A 13,349-nucleotide genomic window follows, 5' to 3' on the forward strand; every position below is an offset into this window, starting at 1 on the left:
CGAATGATCTCGGTTCTCGTCGTCGACGATTCCGTGGTGGTACGTCGGCTGATCGTCGATGCTCTCGGCGAGGCGCCGGGCATCCAGGTCGTCGGCACCGCCGCGAACGGTTTGCTCGCACAGGCGAAGATCGATCAGCTCAAGCCCGACGTGATCACGATGGACATCGAGATGCCGCAGATGGACGGCATCGAGGCGGTCCGCGAGCTCCGCAAGCGGCACAACACCCCGGTGATCATGTTCAGCACGCTCTCGGCGGCGGGCGCGACCGCGACGCTCGAGGCGCTGGCGGCGGGCGCCACCGACTACGTGACCAAGCCGAGCAACGTCGGCTCCGTGCAGGAGTCGATGATGGCGGTACGCGAGCAGCTCGTACCCAAGATCCAGGCGCTGGGTGGCCGTCGCCGTCCGCCGGCCGGACCGCCCAGCCGTGGGCCGGCCCCGGCCGGACTGCGACCCTCCGGCCCCGCGCCGCTGCGGCCCGGCTCGGCGCCCGGCGCCCCGGTGCGCCCCGGAGCGGGCCCGGCCGCCCCGACCAGGCCCGCGGTCAAGCGCGGCCCCGGCGGCAAGATCGACATCCTGGCGATCGGCTCGTCCACCGGCGGCCCGGACGCGCTCACCAAGGTGCTTCTCGGGCTGCCGGCCGACCTGCCCGTCCCGATCGTGATCACCCAGCACATGCCCCCGGTGTTCACCAAGATGTTCGCCGAGCGGCTGGACCGCAGCACCCCGCTGAAGGTGGTGGAGGCCGGCGAGGGCATGGAGCTCACCCCCGGGACCGTCTACATCGCCCCGGGTGACCGGCATCTGGTCTTCCAGCGTCGCGGGACGACGACGATGACCCAGCTCAACAACGGGCCGCAGGAGAACTCGTGCCGGCCGGCGGTGGACGTGATGTTCCGGTCGGTGGCCGCTCTGTACGGCGGGTCGTGTTTCGCGACGATTCTCACCGGAATGGGACAAGACGGACGGGGTGGTGCGAAGGTGCTACGAGACTCGGGCGCCGAGGTGCTGGCACAGGACGAGGCGACCTCGGTGGTCTGGGGCATGCCCGGCGCCGTGGTGGCCGCCGGCCTGGCCGACGAGGTGCTGCCGCTGGACCGGATCGCGGGGGCCCTGGTCAACCGTGTCCGGGTGGGCCGGTCACCGGCGGTGGCCCGATGACCCTGTCCCAAGCGGAATTCGCCTTCGTCTCCAACCTGGTCCGCAAGGAGGCGTCCATCGTCCTTGCGCCCGGCAAGGAGTACCTGGTCGAGGCCCGGCTCATCCCGGTCGCCCGGGCGGTCGGCTCGCCGAACGTCAACGAGTTCATCGGTGAGCTGCAGAAGCGCCCCAATCCGGCGCACCAGCGGAAGATCATCGACGCGCTCACCACCAACGAGACCTCGTTCTTCCGGGACCGGGAGCCGTTCGCCGCGCTCACCGACGTGGTCCTGCCGGAGCTGATCAAGTCCCGGGCCACGGTGCGCAAGCTGCGCTTCTGGTCCGCGGCCAGCTCCAGCGGCCAGGAGGCGTACAGCCTGGCGATCACACTGCAGGAGACCCTGCCGGCCGGATGGACGTACGAGATCCTCGGCACCGACATCTCCACCGCGATGGTGGAGCGGGCGCAGAAGGCCGAGTACAGCCAGGTCGAGGTGAACCGGGGCCTGGCCGCCACCCAGCTCGTGCAGTATTTCGAGCGGGCCGGCGCGCACTGGCGGATCATCCCGGCGCTGCGCAAGAACGTGTCGTTCAAGCACATGAGCCTGACCGCGCCGTTCCCGCCGATGCAGCCGTTCGACGTGATCTTCCTGCGCAACGTCCTCATCTACTTCGACGTCGCGACCAAGCGCCAGGTCCTCCAGAACGCCGCCAAGATCCTTCGCCCGGACGGGCTGCTCTTCCTCGGTGCTGCCGAGACCACTATCGGGATCGACGACAACTACGAACGGGTGGCCGCCGGGCGCACCTCTGCCTACCGGTCTCGTACAGCGGCGCCCGCCGGTGCCGCGAGAAGGGGATGACGCCGATGCGTGCCATGGTGATCGACGACTCGCGCGCGATGCGCATGATCCTCAAGCGCATCGTCACGAAGCTCAACTTCGAGGCGGTGGAGGCCGGGGACGGCAAGGAGGCGATGGACCTCCTGGCCGACATGACCGAGGTGCCGGAGCTGGCCCTCATCGACTGGAACATGCCCAACATGAACGGGCTCGAATTCGTCACCAAGGTCCGGGCCGACCCGCGACTGCGGGAGATGACGCTCGTGATGGTCACCACCGAGAGCGAACAGAGCCAGATCGTCCGGGCGCTCGCCGCGGGCGCCCACGAATACGTGATCAAGCCCTTCACCGAAGGCGCCATGATCGAAAAGCTGGCCCTGCTGGGCCTCGTCCCGACCGGAGCGAACTCATGAGTGTCGAAGTCGAGGTCGACGAGAGTGACCTCGCCGAGATGGTGGAGCAGGTATGGGAGTCATACCTGGACCCCGAGGGTGTCAGTCCGCTGATCCCCACGTACGACGAAAACCAGCCTTCCGAGGTGCACTCCTCGGTATCGATCACCGGGTCCTGGACCGGGCATGTCGTGTACGCGTCCTCCCGCGCCGCCGCCCAGCGCGCCGCGGCCGCCTTCCTCGCCATGGAGCTTGAGGAAGTGAGTGAGGAGGACATCTCCGACACGCTCGGCGAACTGGCCAACATCGTCGGTGGCAACGTCAAAGCGATGTTGCCGCCGGGGGCGCAGTTGTCGCTCCCGCAGGTGGTACTCGCGCCGGAGGCATCGGCGCGATTCCCGAACACCGAGCGCATCAGCGGCGTGTACGGGATGTGGGAAGGCGAACCGGTGTCCATTTCGATGTGGCAGAGCAGCACCGACAACAAGGAGGAGGGTGCATGAAGATCCTCATCGCCGATGACAGCCGGGTGATGCGGCAGATCGTCGTCCGGACCCTGCGACAGGCCGGGTTCGGGGATCACGACCTGGTGGAGGCCGCGGACGGCAAGGAGGCGTTCGACATGGTCACCGCGGAGAAGCCGGATCTGGTCATCTCCGACTGGAACATGCCGCAGATGACCGGCATCGAGGTGCTGCGTCAGCTTCGCGCCGCCGGCAACAACGTCAAGTTCGGCTTCGTGACCTCGGAGAGCACTCCGGAGATGAAGTCGGCCGCCGAAGGCGCCGGAGCGGCGTTCTTCATCGTCAAACCCTTCACCGCTGAGCGATTCGACGAAGTGTTCGCTCCTATTTTGGGATGATTAAGACATGTCAGACGTCTCGGTTCTTCCCGGCTCTCTAGCCGTACGCAACCTTTTCGAGGACCTACTCGGTCGAGAGGTGACGGTCAGCCCCGGCGACCCGATCAGCGCGCCCGAGGTTCCTCTCACCACGACCGCGATCTTCACCGACAACGGCCAGAAGATCTACGCGGTGATGGGCATGACGCTCAGCCTCGCCGCCAACGCGGGCGCCGCGCTCGGCCTCCTGCCGGCCGGCGCCGCGGAGGACAGCATCGACGAGAAGCAGCTCTTCCCGAACCTGGCGGAGAACGTCTTCGAGCTGTGCAACGTGTTCACCAGCCTCCTCAACCGGGAGGGGGCGCCGCACGTGAAGCTCTACCAGGTGATCTACCCGAACCAGGAGCTGCCGGCCGACGCCCGTGCCGTGCTGCTCGCCCTGGGCCGGCGCCTCGACCTTGCCGTCGAGGTCAACCGGTACGGCAAGGGCAAGCTCAGCCTGTCCCTCGCACCCTGACCCTACGGATCCGCCGAAGGCGTACAAATTGAAGATCTCCCGTTGCGGGCCCGCCACTCGGCGGGCCCGCAAATTTGTGTCTAAGCAATTCCGGGGCCGGGCCGAAGCTTAGGTTGAGCCTGCTACGGGACAAGGAGAAGTCGATGACCTCATCAGTGTCCGGAGCCAACGGAGCCGATCCGGCCAAGGCGCTCGCCGCTGCCAAGGCCACGGAGTCGAAGAGCAAGTCGCTCGGCGACAAGGACACCTTCATGAAGCTCCTGGTCGCGCAATTGAAGTACCAGGACCCCACCAAGCCCGCCGACTCGACCGCGTTCCTGGCGCAGACCGCCCAGTTCACGCAGGTCGAGAAGCTGGAAGACATGATCGGCATGCTGCAGGCGCAGCGCATGATCGGCGCCAGCTCGCTGGTCGGCAAAACGGTCACGTACATGGATGAGACCGGTGCCATGAACACCGGCGTGATCACCGCGGCGAAGCTCAACGGAGACAGCGAACCGACGCTCAAGGTCGGGAACACGGATGTGCAGCTGTCCAAGGTCACGGAAGTCACCGACACCAAGACCGCCTAACTCCGTCTCCCCTCCACCACGCGTAAGGAAACCCATCAATGCTGCGTTCTCTCTATTCCGGTATCAGCGGACTCAACGCGCACCAGCGGATGATCGACGTCACGGGCAACAACATCGCGAACGTCAACACCACCGGCTACAAGTCGGCCGCGGTGCAGTTCAACGACACCCTGAGCCAGATGATGGGCTCCGGCGGCTCTCCCCAGGACGGTATGGCGGGCACCAACCCGGCGCAGGTCGGCCTCGGTGTGCGGGTCGCCGGCATCACCCAGAACTTCAGCCAGGGCTCGGCGCAGACCACCGGCAAGTCCGGCGACATGATGATCCAGGGCGACGGCTTCTTCATCACCCGCAGCGGCAACGAGAACCTCTACACCCGGGCCGGCTCGTTCTTCTTCGACGCGAACGGCGTGCTCGCCACCGCGACCGGCGAGCCGGTGCAGGGCTGGACCGCGGTCGACGGCAAGGTCAACTCGGCCGCGAAGCCGGGTGACATCCGGATGCCGCTCGGCGCGACCATCCCGCCGGAGCGGACCAAGACGATCACGCTCAAGGGCAACCTGAGCAGTGACACCATCCCGGACCCCAACGACGTGGACAACGCCGGCATCGAGGACCTCGGCGGCTCCCCGCCCAAGCCCGGCTACATCACCACGATCCCGATCAAGGTCTACGACGACCAGGGTGGCACGCACACGGTGACCGCCAAGTTCACCCGGACCGCGAACGACAACGCGCCGACCCCGCCCACCGAGCCGACGTCGGCCTGGCGTGTGGAGATCTTCGACGAGAACAACGTCTCCCTCACCACCGGCACCAACCCGCAGACCGTCAACCTGGTCAGCGGCAAGGTCGACCCGACACAGCTGGACAACCTGGGCCAGATGGAGATCGGCGGCTACATGGTCGACATGACCGACATCACCTCGTACTCGGGCAACACCGACGCGCGGGTGTTCAGCACCGACGGTCAGGTGGCCGGCGCCCTCACCTCGCTCTCCTACACCGTTTCCGACAGCGGTGAGATCATCGGCGTCTACAGCAACGGCCTGAAGCAAACGCTGGGCCAGGTCGCGATGGCGACCTTCAAGAACGTCAACGGCCTGGAGAAGGTCGGCAACTCACTCTTCCGGACCACCGTCAACTCGGGGTACGCGCAGGTCGGCGAACCCGGCAGCGCCGGCATGGGACAGGTCATCTCCGGCGCGCTGGAGATGTCCAACGTCGACCTCGCGCAGGAGTTCACCAACCTGGTCGTCGCCCAGCGCGGCTTCCAGGCCAACAGCCGCATCATCACCACCTCGGACGAGATCCTCCAGGAGCTCGTCAGCATGAAGCGGTAACACGAGCAGCACCCGGGCGGCCGGGACGGGCAGACATGCCCGTCCCGGCCGTTCGTGCGATCCGTACGGGTGATCACTTCGCACCCGGATCGCGACCGCCTCGATCTCATCGGCAACCGGGATCGGGCCGAAGTAACAGGCGAAGGGCCACGGACGGCCCCCACCAGCCAAGGACGACCCAAGGACGGAACTGTCTTGATCCTCGTAACTCGTATCAACGGTGCCGTGTTCGCCCTGAACCCCGACCTGGTCGAGCGCGTCGACTGCACGCCCGACACGGTCGTCACCCTGGTGGACGGCACCAAGTACGTCATCGCCGAGTCCGTGCCCGAATTCATCGACTCGGTGCGTCACTACCGCGCCTCGCTGATCGCCCAGGCGAGCCGCATGGAGCCCGAGCCCTCGGCCCTCACCACCTCCTCGTCGTCCTCGGATGACGACCTCGACGCCAAGGTGCTCCCGCTGCACCGGAAGGAACGCTGATGGACCTCGCTAGCATCATCGGTGTGGTCGCCGGCCTGGCGATCGTCTTCACCGTCCAGATCCTGGAGGGCGGCTCGCCCGCCTCCATCCTGCTGATTCCCTCGATGCTGCTGGTGTTCGGCGGGGCCTTCGCGGCCGCCATGGCCGGTGGTGTCATGAAGGACGCCGGCGGCTTCGTCAACCAGCTCAAGAAGGCCTTCACCAACAAGGTCACCCCGCCGACCCAGCTGCTCGACAACGTCGTGAAGCTGGCCGAGCGGGCCCGCCGTGAGGGTCTGCTGGCGCTCGAGGACGCGGTGAAGACGGTCGAGCACCCCTTCCTGAAGCGCGGTCTGCAGCTGGCCATCGACGGCACCGACCCGGACGAGCTGCACGACATCCTGCACGCCGAGGTGTCGGCCAAGAAGAAGTCCGACAAGGCGGGCAAGAAGTTCTTCGAGAACATGGGTGGCTACGCCCCGACGATCGGCATCATCGGCACGGTCATGGGCCTGGTCCACGTGCTGGAGAACCTCGACAAGCCGGACACGCTCGGCCACTCGATCGCCGCGGCCTTCGTCGCGACCCTGTGGGGCGTGCTCAGCGCCAACATCATCTGGCTCCCGATGGCGGCCCGGCTCGACCGGCTCAGCAACATCGAGGCCGAGGAGATGGAGCTGGTCATCGACGGCGTCCTGGCGATCCAGGCCGGCTCGAACCCGCGTCTGGTGGCCCAGAAGCTGCGCAGTCTCCTCCCGCCCGACGAGATGAAGAAGGCCGAAGCGGCGGCCTCGAGCAAGAAGGCGGCCTGACCTAGATGAGCAGCGGGGGCGGCAAGCGTAAGCAGAAGCACGAGGAACACGAGGAGCACGTCAACCACGAGCGCTGGCTCGTGTCGTACGCAGACATGCTGACCCTGCTGTTCGTTCTCTTCGTGGTGCTCTTCTCGATGAGTGACGTGAACCAGAAGAAGTTCGCGCAGCTGGCGCAGGGCCTGTCGTCGGGCTTCGGCTCCAAGAGCGCGGCGTTCAGCGGCAACTACGCCCCGCTGGACGGCGCCTCGAACAACGCCCAGGTGGTGCAGATCGACCCGGGCTCCAACCCGGGCGACGGCACCTCGGGCACCGAGGGCCTGAACCAGAAGCAGAAGGAAGCGGTCGAGCGGGCCGTGCAGGCCGAGGACCGCAAGAAGGCCTCGGCCAACGCGGAGAAGGCGGCCAAGGAGGCCGAGGACCTGAAGGCCATCGAACGGAAGATCGCCGACGCGCTGGCGGCACAGAAGATGCTCGGCAGCGCGAAGTTCACGATCGACCAGCGCGGCCTGATCGTCACCATCGTGACCAACGAGGTGGTCTTCGCCGGCAACCGGGCGGAGCTGCAGAGCGGCGGCGAGAAGATCCTCGGCGCGATCGCCCCGACGCTGGCGGACCTGCCCAACAGCATCGAGGTCGACGGCCACACCAACCAGCTCAAGGCCCGGACCACGTTCTACCCGAGCGGCTGGGAGCTGTCCGCGGCGCGCGCCTCGACGACGGTCCGGTTCTTCACCGACCACGGTCTGCCGAAGAAGCGGCTCAGCGCGGTGGGCTTCTCCGACACCAAGCCGCTGATCGACCCGAAGGACCCGCGCTCGATCCAGATGAACCGCCGGGTGGACGTCGTAGTCCTCACCCAGCTCACCGCGGACCAGGCGGCGCTGCTGCCGTCGGCGGCCGGCGAGGACGGGAAGCTGCACACCGGCCAGACCACCGCCGAGTACGAGGCCGAGCAGAAGGCCGCCACCGAGACCACCACGACCACCACCACCAAGCACGACTGAACCGAGGGGAGTTCGTAATGGCTGACGAGAAGGAAACGGCCGAGGCGCCGAAGAAGTCCAACAAGATGCTGATGGTGGTCATCGCCCTCGTGCTGGTCATCCTGGGCGGCGGTGGAGCGGGCGCGTTCTTCATGCTGCGCGGCGACACGGCTTCGGCCGCCGAGGAGAAGCTGGTCAAGGGCGTCGTCACCCCGGCCGAGAGCACCATCACGGTGAACCTGGCCGACGGCCACTACCTGAAGCTCGGCTTCGCGGTCCAGCAGACCGAGGACGCCGGCGAGGAGGCGATCGACCTGAGCGAGGCCTACCAGCTGGCGATCGACGAGTACACCGGCCGTACGGTCGCCGAGCTCTCCACCGCCGAGGGCCGCGAGGCGATCAAGAAGGAGCTGGTGGCCAAGATGATCGAGGCCTACACCGAGGACAAGACGAAGATGGTCATGGACGTCTACTACACGTCCTTCGTGACCCAGTAAGGCCGTCGTCCGGGCGGGTCTCCTCAACGGGACCCGCCCATCGGTGCGAGAACTGGATGAAAACGCCGCCACGGCTCAGCGGTTCGGTAAGTGAGCCGATGAGGACGACGTGACCACCGCTCAGCGATCCCCCGGCAGGATGTCACGTCGCGGCCAAGGCGGGGGCCCGACCGCGTACGACTTCCGGCGTCCCATCAAGCTCTCCCGCGAACACGTCCGTACGCTGCAGATGGTCTTCGAGTCCTATGCGCGTAGCTGCGGCACCCTGCTGACCACCCGGCTCCGGGCGGTCAGCAATGTCAGTCTGATCTCCATCGAGCAGTTGAACTACGACGAGTACGTCGGCGCGCTCGCCAACCCGACGATCATCGGTGTGGTCACGCTGGACCCGTTGCCCGGCACGGTCCTGCTGGAGATCGCCCAGTCGGCGGTGATGACCGCGATAGATCACATGCTGGGCGGGCCCGGCGGCAGCCAGCCGGAGCGGCCGCTGACCGAGGTCGAGATGCCGCTGCTGCGCGGCCTGATGGAGCGCATGCTGGGCGAGCTGCGCTACGGGTTCGAGAGCATGGTGGACATCTCGCCGAAGCTCAAGGAGATCGAGTACAACGCGCAGTTCCTGCGTGCCCACGCGCCCGGCGACGCCGTGGTGGTGGCCTCGTTCGAGACGAAGATCGGCGCCGAGGAGTGCATCTCCACTCTCTGCCTGCCGTTCAACACGATCCTGCCGGTGCTGTCGCGTACCGAGGCGATCGTGTTGAGTGCCGCCGAACGCCAGGCCAAGGACACCGCCCTGCGGAACCTGACGGCCGGACTTTCCGCCGCTCCGATCGACGTAGCAGTGCGATTTCAGCCCATTCGGATGCGTACCGATGACATCGTGGATCTGCGCCCCGGCGACGTGGTCCCGCTCGGACACGCGACCAGCCGGCCGCTCGAGGTGACCGTGCACGACATCGTCTTCGCTCATGCAGTTCCCGGTAACCAGGGCGCCCGGCTGGCCTGTCTCGTCGTGCCGTCGCCCAACGAGAGCTCGTCCAAGGAGTCTGGCCGCCCATGACAGCGCCCACCATGACCGCGCCTCAGCTGGCGCTCGCCCGGAACGCCGCCGAGGCCGCGCTGGCCGTCCTGCCCACCAGCCGAGCCCTGGTGGCCGGCGATCCGGTCGTACCGGACGCCGGGACGGTGATCGAGGGCCAGGCGATCACGGCGCGGTTCACCGGTGCGGCCTCCGGCGAGGTCCTCGTGGTGGTCGGCCAGGACCTGGCGGACGCTCTGCGGGAGAGCCCGCTCGGCGAGCTGGACCTCACCGCCGCCGTGCGGCCGGCGCTCGAAGCCGCCGCCCGCGTCTTCGGCCCGGTGGTCCTCGACCCCGGCCAGCTGATGGAGCCGGAGATCGCGCTGAGCGCGCTGGCCGCGAAGGACGGCTCGGTCGCGGTTCCCCTCCAGGACGAGACGGAGGTACGGGCGGTGCTCGCCCTCGCGCTGAGCCAGTGGCCCGGCGCCGAACCGGGCGCGGTCAACGTCGCGCCGATGTCGGCGCCGAGCCGGCGGGCCTCCGGCCGGGGCGGGCTGGACATGCTGCACGACGTGGAGATGGAGGTCTCGGCCGAGCTGGGCCGGACCCGGATGAGCGTGCGGGAGCTGCTCTCCCTCACCCCGGGCGCGATCGTCGAGCTGGACCGGGCCGCCGGCAGCCCGGCCGACCTGCTGGTCAACGGCCGGTTGATCGCGCGGGGCGAGGTCGTCGTCGTGGACGAGAACTTCGGCATCCGGATCACCGAGATCGTCTCGCCGGGCGCGGAGTAACCGTCTTGATCGCGCTCACCCTTCGCGTCATCGCCGCCCTGCTGGTCGTCCTGATGCTGATGTGGCTGCTCGCCAAGGCCGTCCGCCGGCCGTACACGAGCCGCCGGGACGGGGTGCTCGCGGTGCTCAACCGCCAGCAGCTGAGCCGCGGGTCGGCGGTGGCGGTGGTCCGGGTGGCGGACCGGGCGCTGGTGCTGGGCATCACCGAGCAGCAGGTCAGCCTCCTCGGCGAGACGGACATCGACGCCTTCGAGACCGAGCCCGAGGAACATCGGGATCACATGGAGCTGGAGCCCGACGGCCTGCACGCCAAGCTCCCGGGCCGGCATCCGAGGAGCCTCGGCGGCCGGCTCGACGGCTCCCTGCTCTCCCCGAAGACGTGGACCTCGACCATCGAGTTTCTCCGCGACCGGACGACGAGGCGATAGACATGGCGAGGCGTGCGCTCGGCCTGCTGATGCTGGTGGCCACCCTGCTCCTGCTGCCGACGGCGGCCGGGGCGGCGCCCGCGCCGACGCCACCCTCGATCGACATCCGGATCAACGGCACCAACCCGGACGGCAGCCGGCCGGCCGCGTCCCTCGTGATCGTCCTCGGCCTGACGCTGCTGTCGGTGGCCCCGGCGTTGCTGCTGCTCTGCACCTGTTTCACCAAGGTCTTCATGGTCCTCGGCATCACCCGCAACGCGCTCGGGCTGACCACCATGCCACCCAACCAGGTGCTCGCCGGGCTCGCCCTGTTCCTGAGCCTGTTCATCATGGGCCCGACCATGTCGGCGATAAACGACCAGGGTGTGCAGCCCTATCTCAAGGGCGACAAGAGCCAGTCGCAGGCCTTCAAGGACGGTGTCGAGCCGCTGCGCGAGTTCATGTACGAGGTGACCCGCGAGGACGAGCTGGCGCTGCTGATCAAGGTGTCCGGTGAGGACCGTCCGGCCAACATCCAGGCGGTCCCGCTGACCACGCTGGTGCCGGCGTTCGTACTCTCCGAGCTGCGGGCCGCGTTCATCATCGGGTTCGTCATCTTCATCCCGTTCCTGATCATCGACCTCGTGGTGTCGGCGTCGCTGATGTCGCTGGGCATGATGATGCTGCCCCCGGTCACCATCGCGCTGCCGTTCAAACTGTTGCTGTTCGTGCTGGTCAACGGGTGGAGTCTGATCATCACGGCGCTGGTGGGCTCGTACTGAGACGATGAGCTTCGACATTGCCATCGCACAGTTCCTGGCGGTCATGCTGGGGGCGGTGCGGACCGGCGCGTGGATGATGGTGTGCCCGCCGCTGAACTCCCGGCTCATCCCGGGGCAGGTCAAGGCGCTGCTCTCGGTCGGGCTGACGTTGCCGATGACGCCGTACCTGACCTCCACCGTCCCGTCGCTGGAGACCCGTGACCTGATCGCCAGCGCCGCCCTCCAGGTCTTCGTCGGCGCGGCGCTCGGCTTCTTCACGCTCATGCTCTTCTCCGCCGTCCAGGCCGCCGGCGACCTGCTCGACCTCTTCAGCGGGTTCACACTGGCGTCGACGTACGACCCGTTCTCGCAGAGCAGCGCCTCGATCTTCGGCCGCTTCTACAACCTGGTGGCGCTGACCCTGCTCTTCGCCGGGGACGGGCACCAGATGATCCTGCGCGGGTTTCTCCAGAGTTTCCGTACCCTGCCGCTCGACGCCTCCTTCTCGACGGAGACCTTCAGCCGGCTGCTGCTGCGCGGGATCGGCGAGATGTTCCTGGCCGCCGTGCAGATCGCCGGGCCACTGATCGCCGTGCTGTTCCTCGCCGACGTGGCGCTGGGCCTGCTGAACCGGGTGGCGCCCGCGCTCAACGCGTTCCAGCTGGGCTTCCCGATCAAGATCTTCCTGGTGGTGACGCTCGCCGGGATCGCCATCGCGATGCTGCCGGGCGCGCTGGACACGCTGATCGAGAAGGCGGTCACCGCGGTGGTCCGGCTCAGTGGGGGCTGACCCGCGCCGAAGAACGTTGGTAGAGCCACGAGCGCGGGGAGGTGAGACGTGTCCGGCGAGAAGACCGAGGAACCCACACAACAAAAGCTGAAGAAGGCCAAGCAGGAGGGCCAGATCGGCAAATCCCAGGACCTGGGGGCCTGGGTCGGCATGCTCGCCGCGAGCATCATGCTGCCGCGCACCCTGCGCCAGGCGATGGAGCACGCCCAGGAGCTGATGGAGAAGGTTCCGGACACGATCATCGACCCGGATCCCGGCAAGACGCTCGCCATCCTGCGAGAGGCGCTGATGAGCGCCGCCTGGGCGGTGCTGCCGCTGGCGCTGACCATGATGGCGGTCGGCGTCGTGGCGGCCGCCGCGCAGGGCGGCATCCGGGTCGCCACCAAACTGTTCATTCCCAAGTTCAACCGGCTCAACCCGTTCAGCGGCATCAAGCGCATGCTCGGCCCGCAGGCGCTCTGGGAGGGCTTCAAAGCCCTGATCAAGACCACCGTGCTCGGTACGGTCCTCTGGTTCACGATGCAGGACATGATCCCGGTGCTGATGGACGCCGGGCGGCTGCCCCTGGTCACGCTGCTCGGGGTGGTCAGCGACGCGGCGATCCGGCTGATCCGGGCGGCGGCGGTGGCCGGCATCGTGATGGCGGCGGCCGACTACTTCGTGGTGCGGCGACGGACCAAGAAGCAGTTGCGGATGAGCAAGGAGGAGGTCAAGCAGGAACACAAGAACACCGAGGGCGACCCGCTGATCAAGGCCCAGATCCGGGCCAAGCAGATGGCCATGGCCCGGAACCGGCAGATGGCCGACGTGCCGACCGCGGACGTCGTGGTGGTCAACCCGGTGCACGTCGCGGTGGCCCTGCGATACGAGCCGCAGAAGGGCGCGCCCCGGGTGGTGGCGAAGGGGAAGGGCCCGCTGGCCGCGAAGATCCGCGACATCGCCACCGAGAACCGGATCCCGATGGTGCAGGACATCCCGCTGGCCCGGGCGCTCAACGCCAACTGTGAGATCGGCCAGGAGATCCCGGCGGAGTTCTACGGCGCGGTGGCCAAGGTGCTGGCGTTCGTGATGAGCCTGAAGGCACGTGGTGCGGCGGCCGGGATCCACCGCAATCCGAACCCGACCCCAGCTGCGGCATAACCACCGATTCCGGAGATTTCCTCACATCGCGGTGC

At 67.6% G+C, this 13,349-nt stretch carries 18 protein-coding genes; all 18 read left to right on the forward strand.

The genetic code is table 11. From position 1 onward, the window contains the following. Positions 1 to 3: 3 nt before the first annotated feature. The 18 genes from BM290_RS31580 (at position 4) to BM290_RS31665 (ending at position 13,314) form a co-directional block, all read left to right on the forward strand. Positions 4 to 1,164: a protein-glutamate methylesterase/protein-glutamine glutaminase gene (locus tag BM290_RS31580; RefSeq protein ID WP_093619557.1), complete on the forward strand. Its 1,161-nt coding sequence runs from the start codon at positions 4 to 6 to the stop codon at positions 1,162 to 1,164. Continuing rightward, positions 1,161 to 2,006, forward strand: coding sequence for a CheR family methyltransferase (locus BM290_RS31585; protein WP_093619558.1), 846 nt, complete (start codon positions 1,161 to 1,163; stop codon positions 2,004 to 2,006). The genes BM290_RS31580 and BM290_RS31585 overlap by 4 nt, the downstream gene beginning before the upstream one ends. 14 nt (positions 2,007 to 2,020) lie before the next feature. Continuing rightward, positions 2,021 to 2,398 carry a response regulator gene (locus BM290_RS31590; RefSeq protein ID WP_239143795.1) on the forward strand — a complete coding sequence of 126 codons (378 nt, stop codon included), beginning with the start codon at positions 2,021 to 2,023 and terminating at the stop codon, positions 2,396 to 2,398. Then, positions 2,395 to 2,880, forward strand: a complete 486-nt coding sequence (locus BM290_RS31595; protein WP_093619559.1) for a chemotaxis protein CheX — start codon at positions 2,395 to 2,397, stop codon at positions 2,878 to 2,880. Before BM290_RS31590 ends, BM290_RS31595 begins: the two co-directional genes overlap by 4 nt. After that, positions 2,877 to 3,239, forward strand: coding sequence for a response regulator (locus BM290_RS31600; RefSeq protein WP_093619560.1), 363 nt, complete (start codon positions 2,877 to 2,879; stop codon positions 3,237 to 3,239). Before BM290_RS31595 ends, BM290_RS31600 begins: the two co-directional genes overlap by 4 nt. Positions 3,240 to 3,246: 7 nt before the next feature. Further along, positions 3,247 to 3,735: a hypothetical protein gene (locus tag BM290_RS31605; RefSeq protein WP_093619561.1), complete on the forward strand. Its 489-nt coding sequence runs from the start codon at positions 3,247 to 3,249 to the stop codon at positions 3,733 to 3,735. Positions 3,736 to 3,878: 143 nt separating this feature from the next. Then, complete coding sequence (locus BM290_RS31610) at positions 3,879 to 4,307, forward strand: flagellar hook assembly protein FlgD (protein ID WP_093619694.1); 429 nt, start codon at positions 3,879 to 3,881, stop codon at positions 4,305 to 4,307. A 38-nt stretch (positions 4,308 to 4,345) separates the two neighbouring features. Next, positions 4,346 to 5,650, forward strand: a complete 1,305-nt coding sequence (locus tag BM290_RS31615; protein WP_093619562.1) for a flagellar hook protein FlgE — start codon at positions 4,346 to 4,348, stop codon at positions 5,648 to 5,650. Between the two features lie 195 nt (positions 5,651 to 5,845). Further along, positions 5,846 to 6,133, forward strand: coding sequence for a flagellar FlbD family protein (locus BM290_RS31620; RefSeq protein ID WP_093619563.1), 288 nt, complete (start codon positions 5,846 to 5,848; stop codon positions 6,131 to 6,133). Further along, complete coding sequence (locus tag BM290_RS31625) at positions 6,133 to 6,924, forward strand: flagellar motor protein (protein WP_093619564.1); 792 nt, start codon at positions 6,133 to 6,135, stop codon at positions 6,922 to 6,924. The genes BM290_RS31620 and BM290_RS31625 overlap by 1 nt, the downstream gene beginning before the upstream one ends. 5 nt (positions 6,925 to 6,929) lie before the next feature. Then, positions 6,930 to 7,931 carry an OmpA/MotB family protein gene (locus tag BM290_RS31630; RefSeq protein ID WP_093619565.1) on the forward strand — a complete coding sequence of 334 codons (1,002 nt, stop codon included), beginning with the start codon at positions 6,930 to 6,932 and terminating at the stop codon, positions 7,929 to 7,931. 17 nt (positions 7,932 to 7,948) lie between these two features. Beyond that, complete coding sequence (locus tag BM290_RS31635) at positions 7,949 to 8,407, forward strand: flagellar basal body-associated FliL family protein (protein ID WP_093619566.1); 459 nt, start codon at positions 7,949 to 7,951, stop codon at positions 8,405 to 8,407. 109 nt (positions 8,408 to 8,516) lie between these two features. Beyond that, the gene (locus tag BM290_RS31640; RefSeq protein WP_239143797.1) at positions 8,517 to 9,467 is read left to right on the forward strand and encodes a flagellar motor switch protein FliM; all 951 of its coding nucleotides are present in this window, start codon (positions 8,517 to 8,519) and stop codon (positions 9,465 to 9,467) included. Beyond that, a complete protein-coding gene (gene fliN / locus BM290_RS31645) occupies positions 9,464 to 10,216 on the forward strand; it encodes a flagellar motor switch protein FliN (RefSeq protein ID WP_093619568.1) in 753 nt (250 codons plus the stop codon). The genes BM290_RS31640 and fliN overlap by 4 nt, the downstream gene beginning before the upstream one ends. Positions 10,217 to 10,221: 5 nt before the next feature. After that, positions 10,222 to 10,644: a flagellar biosynthetic protein FliO gene (locus BM290_RS31650; RefSeq protein ID WP_093619569.1), complete on the forward strand. Its 423-nt coding sequence runs from the start codon at positions 10,222 to 10,224 to the stop codon at positions 10,642 to 10,644. Positions 10,645 to 10,646: 2 nt separating this feature from the next. Then, complete coding sequence (fliP, locus tag BM290_RS31655) at positions 10,647 to 11,405, forward strand: flagellar type III secretion system pore protein FliP (RefSeq protein ID WP_093619570.1); 759 nt, start codon at positions 10,647 to 10,649, stop codon at positions 11,403 to 11,405. 4 nt (positions 11,406 to 11,409) lie between these two features. Further along, the gene (locus tag BM290_RS31660) at positions 11,410 to 12,174 is read left to right on the forward strand and encodes a flagellar biosynthetic protein FliR (RefSeq protein WP_093619571.1); all 765 of its coding nucleotides are present in this window, start codon (positions 11,410 to 11,412) and stop codon (positions 12,172 to 12,174) included. Positions 12,175 to 12,222: 48 nt separating this feature from the next. After that, positions 12,223 to 13,314: an EscU/YscU/HrcU family type III secretion system export apparatus switch protein gene (locus tag BM290_RS31665; RefSeq protein WP_093619572.1), complete on the forward strand. Its 1,092-nt coding sequence runs from the start codon at positions 12,223 to 12,225 to the stop codon at positions 13,312 to 13,314. The last annotated feature ends 35 nt before the right edge of the window (positions 13,315 to 13,349 follow it).

The organism is Actinoplanes philippinensis (genome assembly GCF_900113015.1).
GTDB classification, from domain to species: domain Bacteria; phylum Actinomycetota; class Actinomycetes; order Mycobacteriales; family Micromonosporaceae; genus Actinoplanes; species Actinoplanes philippinensis.

What these genes read in the sequence shown, in the direction of transcription:
- BM290_RS31625 (WP_093619564.1), top strand. Translation starts at nt 6,133, where the DNA reads ATGGACCTCGCTAGCATCATCGGTGTGGTCGCCGGCCTGGCGATCGTC.
- BM290_RS31595 (WP_093619559.1), top strand. Translation starts at nt 2,395, where the DNA reads ATGAGTGTCGAAGTCGAGGTCGACGAGAGTGACCTCGCCGAGATGGTG.
- BM290_RS31635 (WP_093619566.1), top strand. Translation starts at nt 7,949, where the DNA reads ATGGCTGACGAGAAGGAAACGGCCGAGGCGCCGAAGAAGTCCAACAAG.
- BM290_RS31585 (WP_093619558.1), top strand. Translation starts at nt 1,161, where the DNA reads ATGACCCTGTCCCAAGCGGAATTCGCCTTCGTCTCCAACCTGGTCCGC.
- fliN (WP_093619568.1), top strand. Translation starts at nt 9,464, where the DNA reads ATGACAGCGCCCACCATGACCGCGCCTCAGCTGGCGCTCGCCCGGAAC.
- BM290_RS31605 (WP_093619561.1), top strand. Translation starts at nt 3,247, where the DNA reads ATGTCAGACGTCTCGGTTCTTCCCGGCTCTCTAGCCGTACGCAACCTT.
- BM290_RS31600 (WP_093619560.1), top strand. Translation starts at nt 2,877, where the DNA reads ATGAAGATCCTCATCGCCGATGACAGCCGGGTGATGCGGCAGATCGTC.
- BM290_RS31615 (WP_093619562.1), top strand. Translation starts at nt 4,346, where the DNA reads ATGCTGCGTTCTCTCTATTCCGGTATCAGCGGACTCAACGCGCACCAG.
- BM290_RS31630 (WP_093619565.1), top strand. Translation starts at nt 6,930, where the DNA reads ATGAGCAGCGGGGGCGGCAAGCGTAAGCAGAAGCACGAGGAACACGAG.
- BM290_RS31610 (WP_093619694.1), top strand. Translation starts at nt 3,879, where the DNA reads ATGACCTCATCAGTGTCCGGAGCCAACGGAGCCGATCCGGCCAAGGCG.
- BM290_RS31660 (WP_093619571.1), top strand. Translation starts at nt 11,410, where the DNA reads ATGAGCTTCGACATTGCCATCGCACAGTTCCTGGCGGTCATGCTGGGG.
- BM290_RS31580 (WP_093619557.1), top strand. Translation starts at nt 4, where the DNA reads ATGATCTCGGTTCTCGTCGTCGACGATTCCGTGGTGGTACGTCGGCTG.
- fliP (WP_093619570.1), top strand. Translation starts at nt 10,647, where the DNA reads ATGGCGAGGCGTGCGCTCGGCCTGCTGATGCTGGTGGCCACCCTGCTC.
- BM290_RS31590 (WP_239143795.1), top strand. Translation starts at nt 2,021, where the DNA reads ATGGTGATCGACGACTCGCGCGCGATGCGCATGATCCTCAAGCGCATC.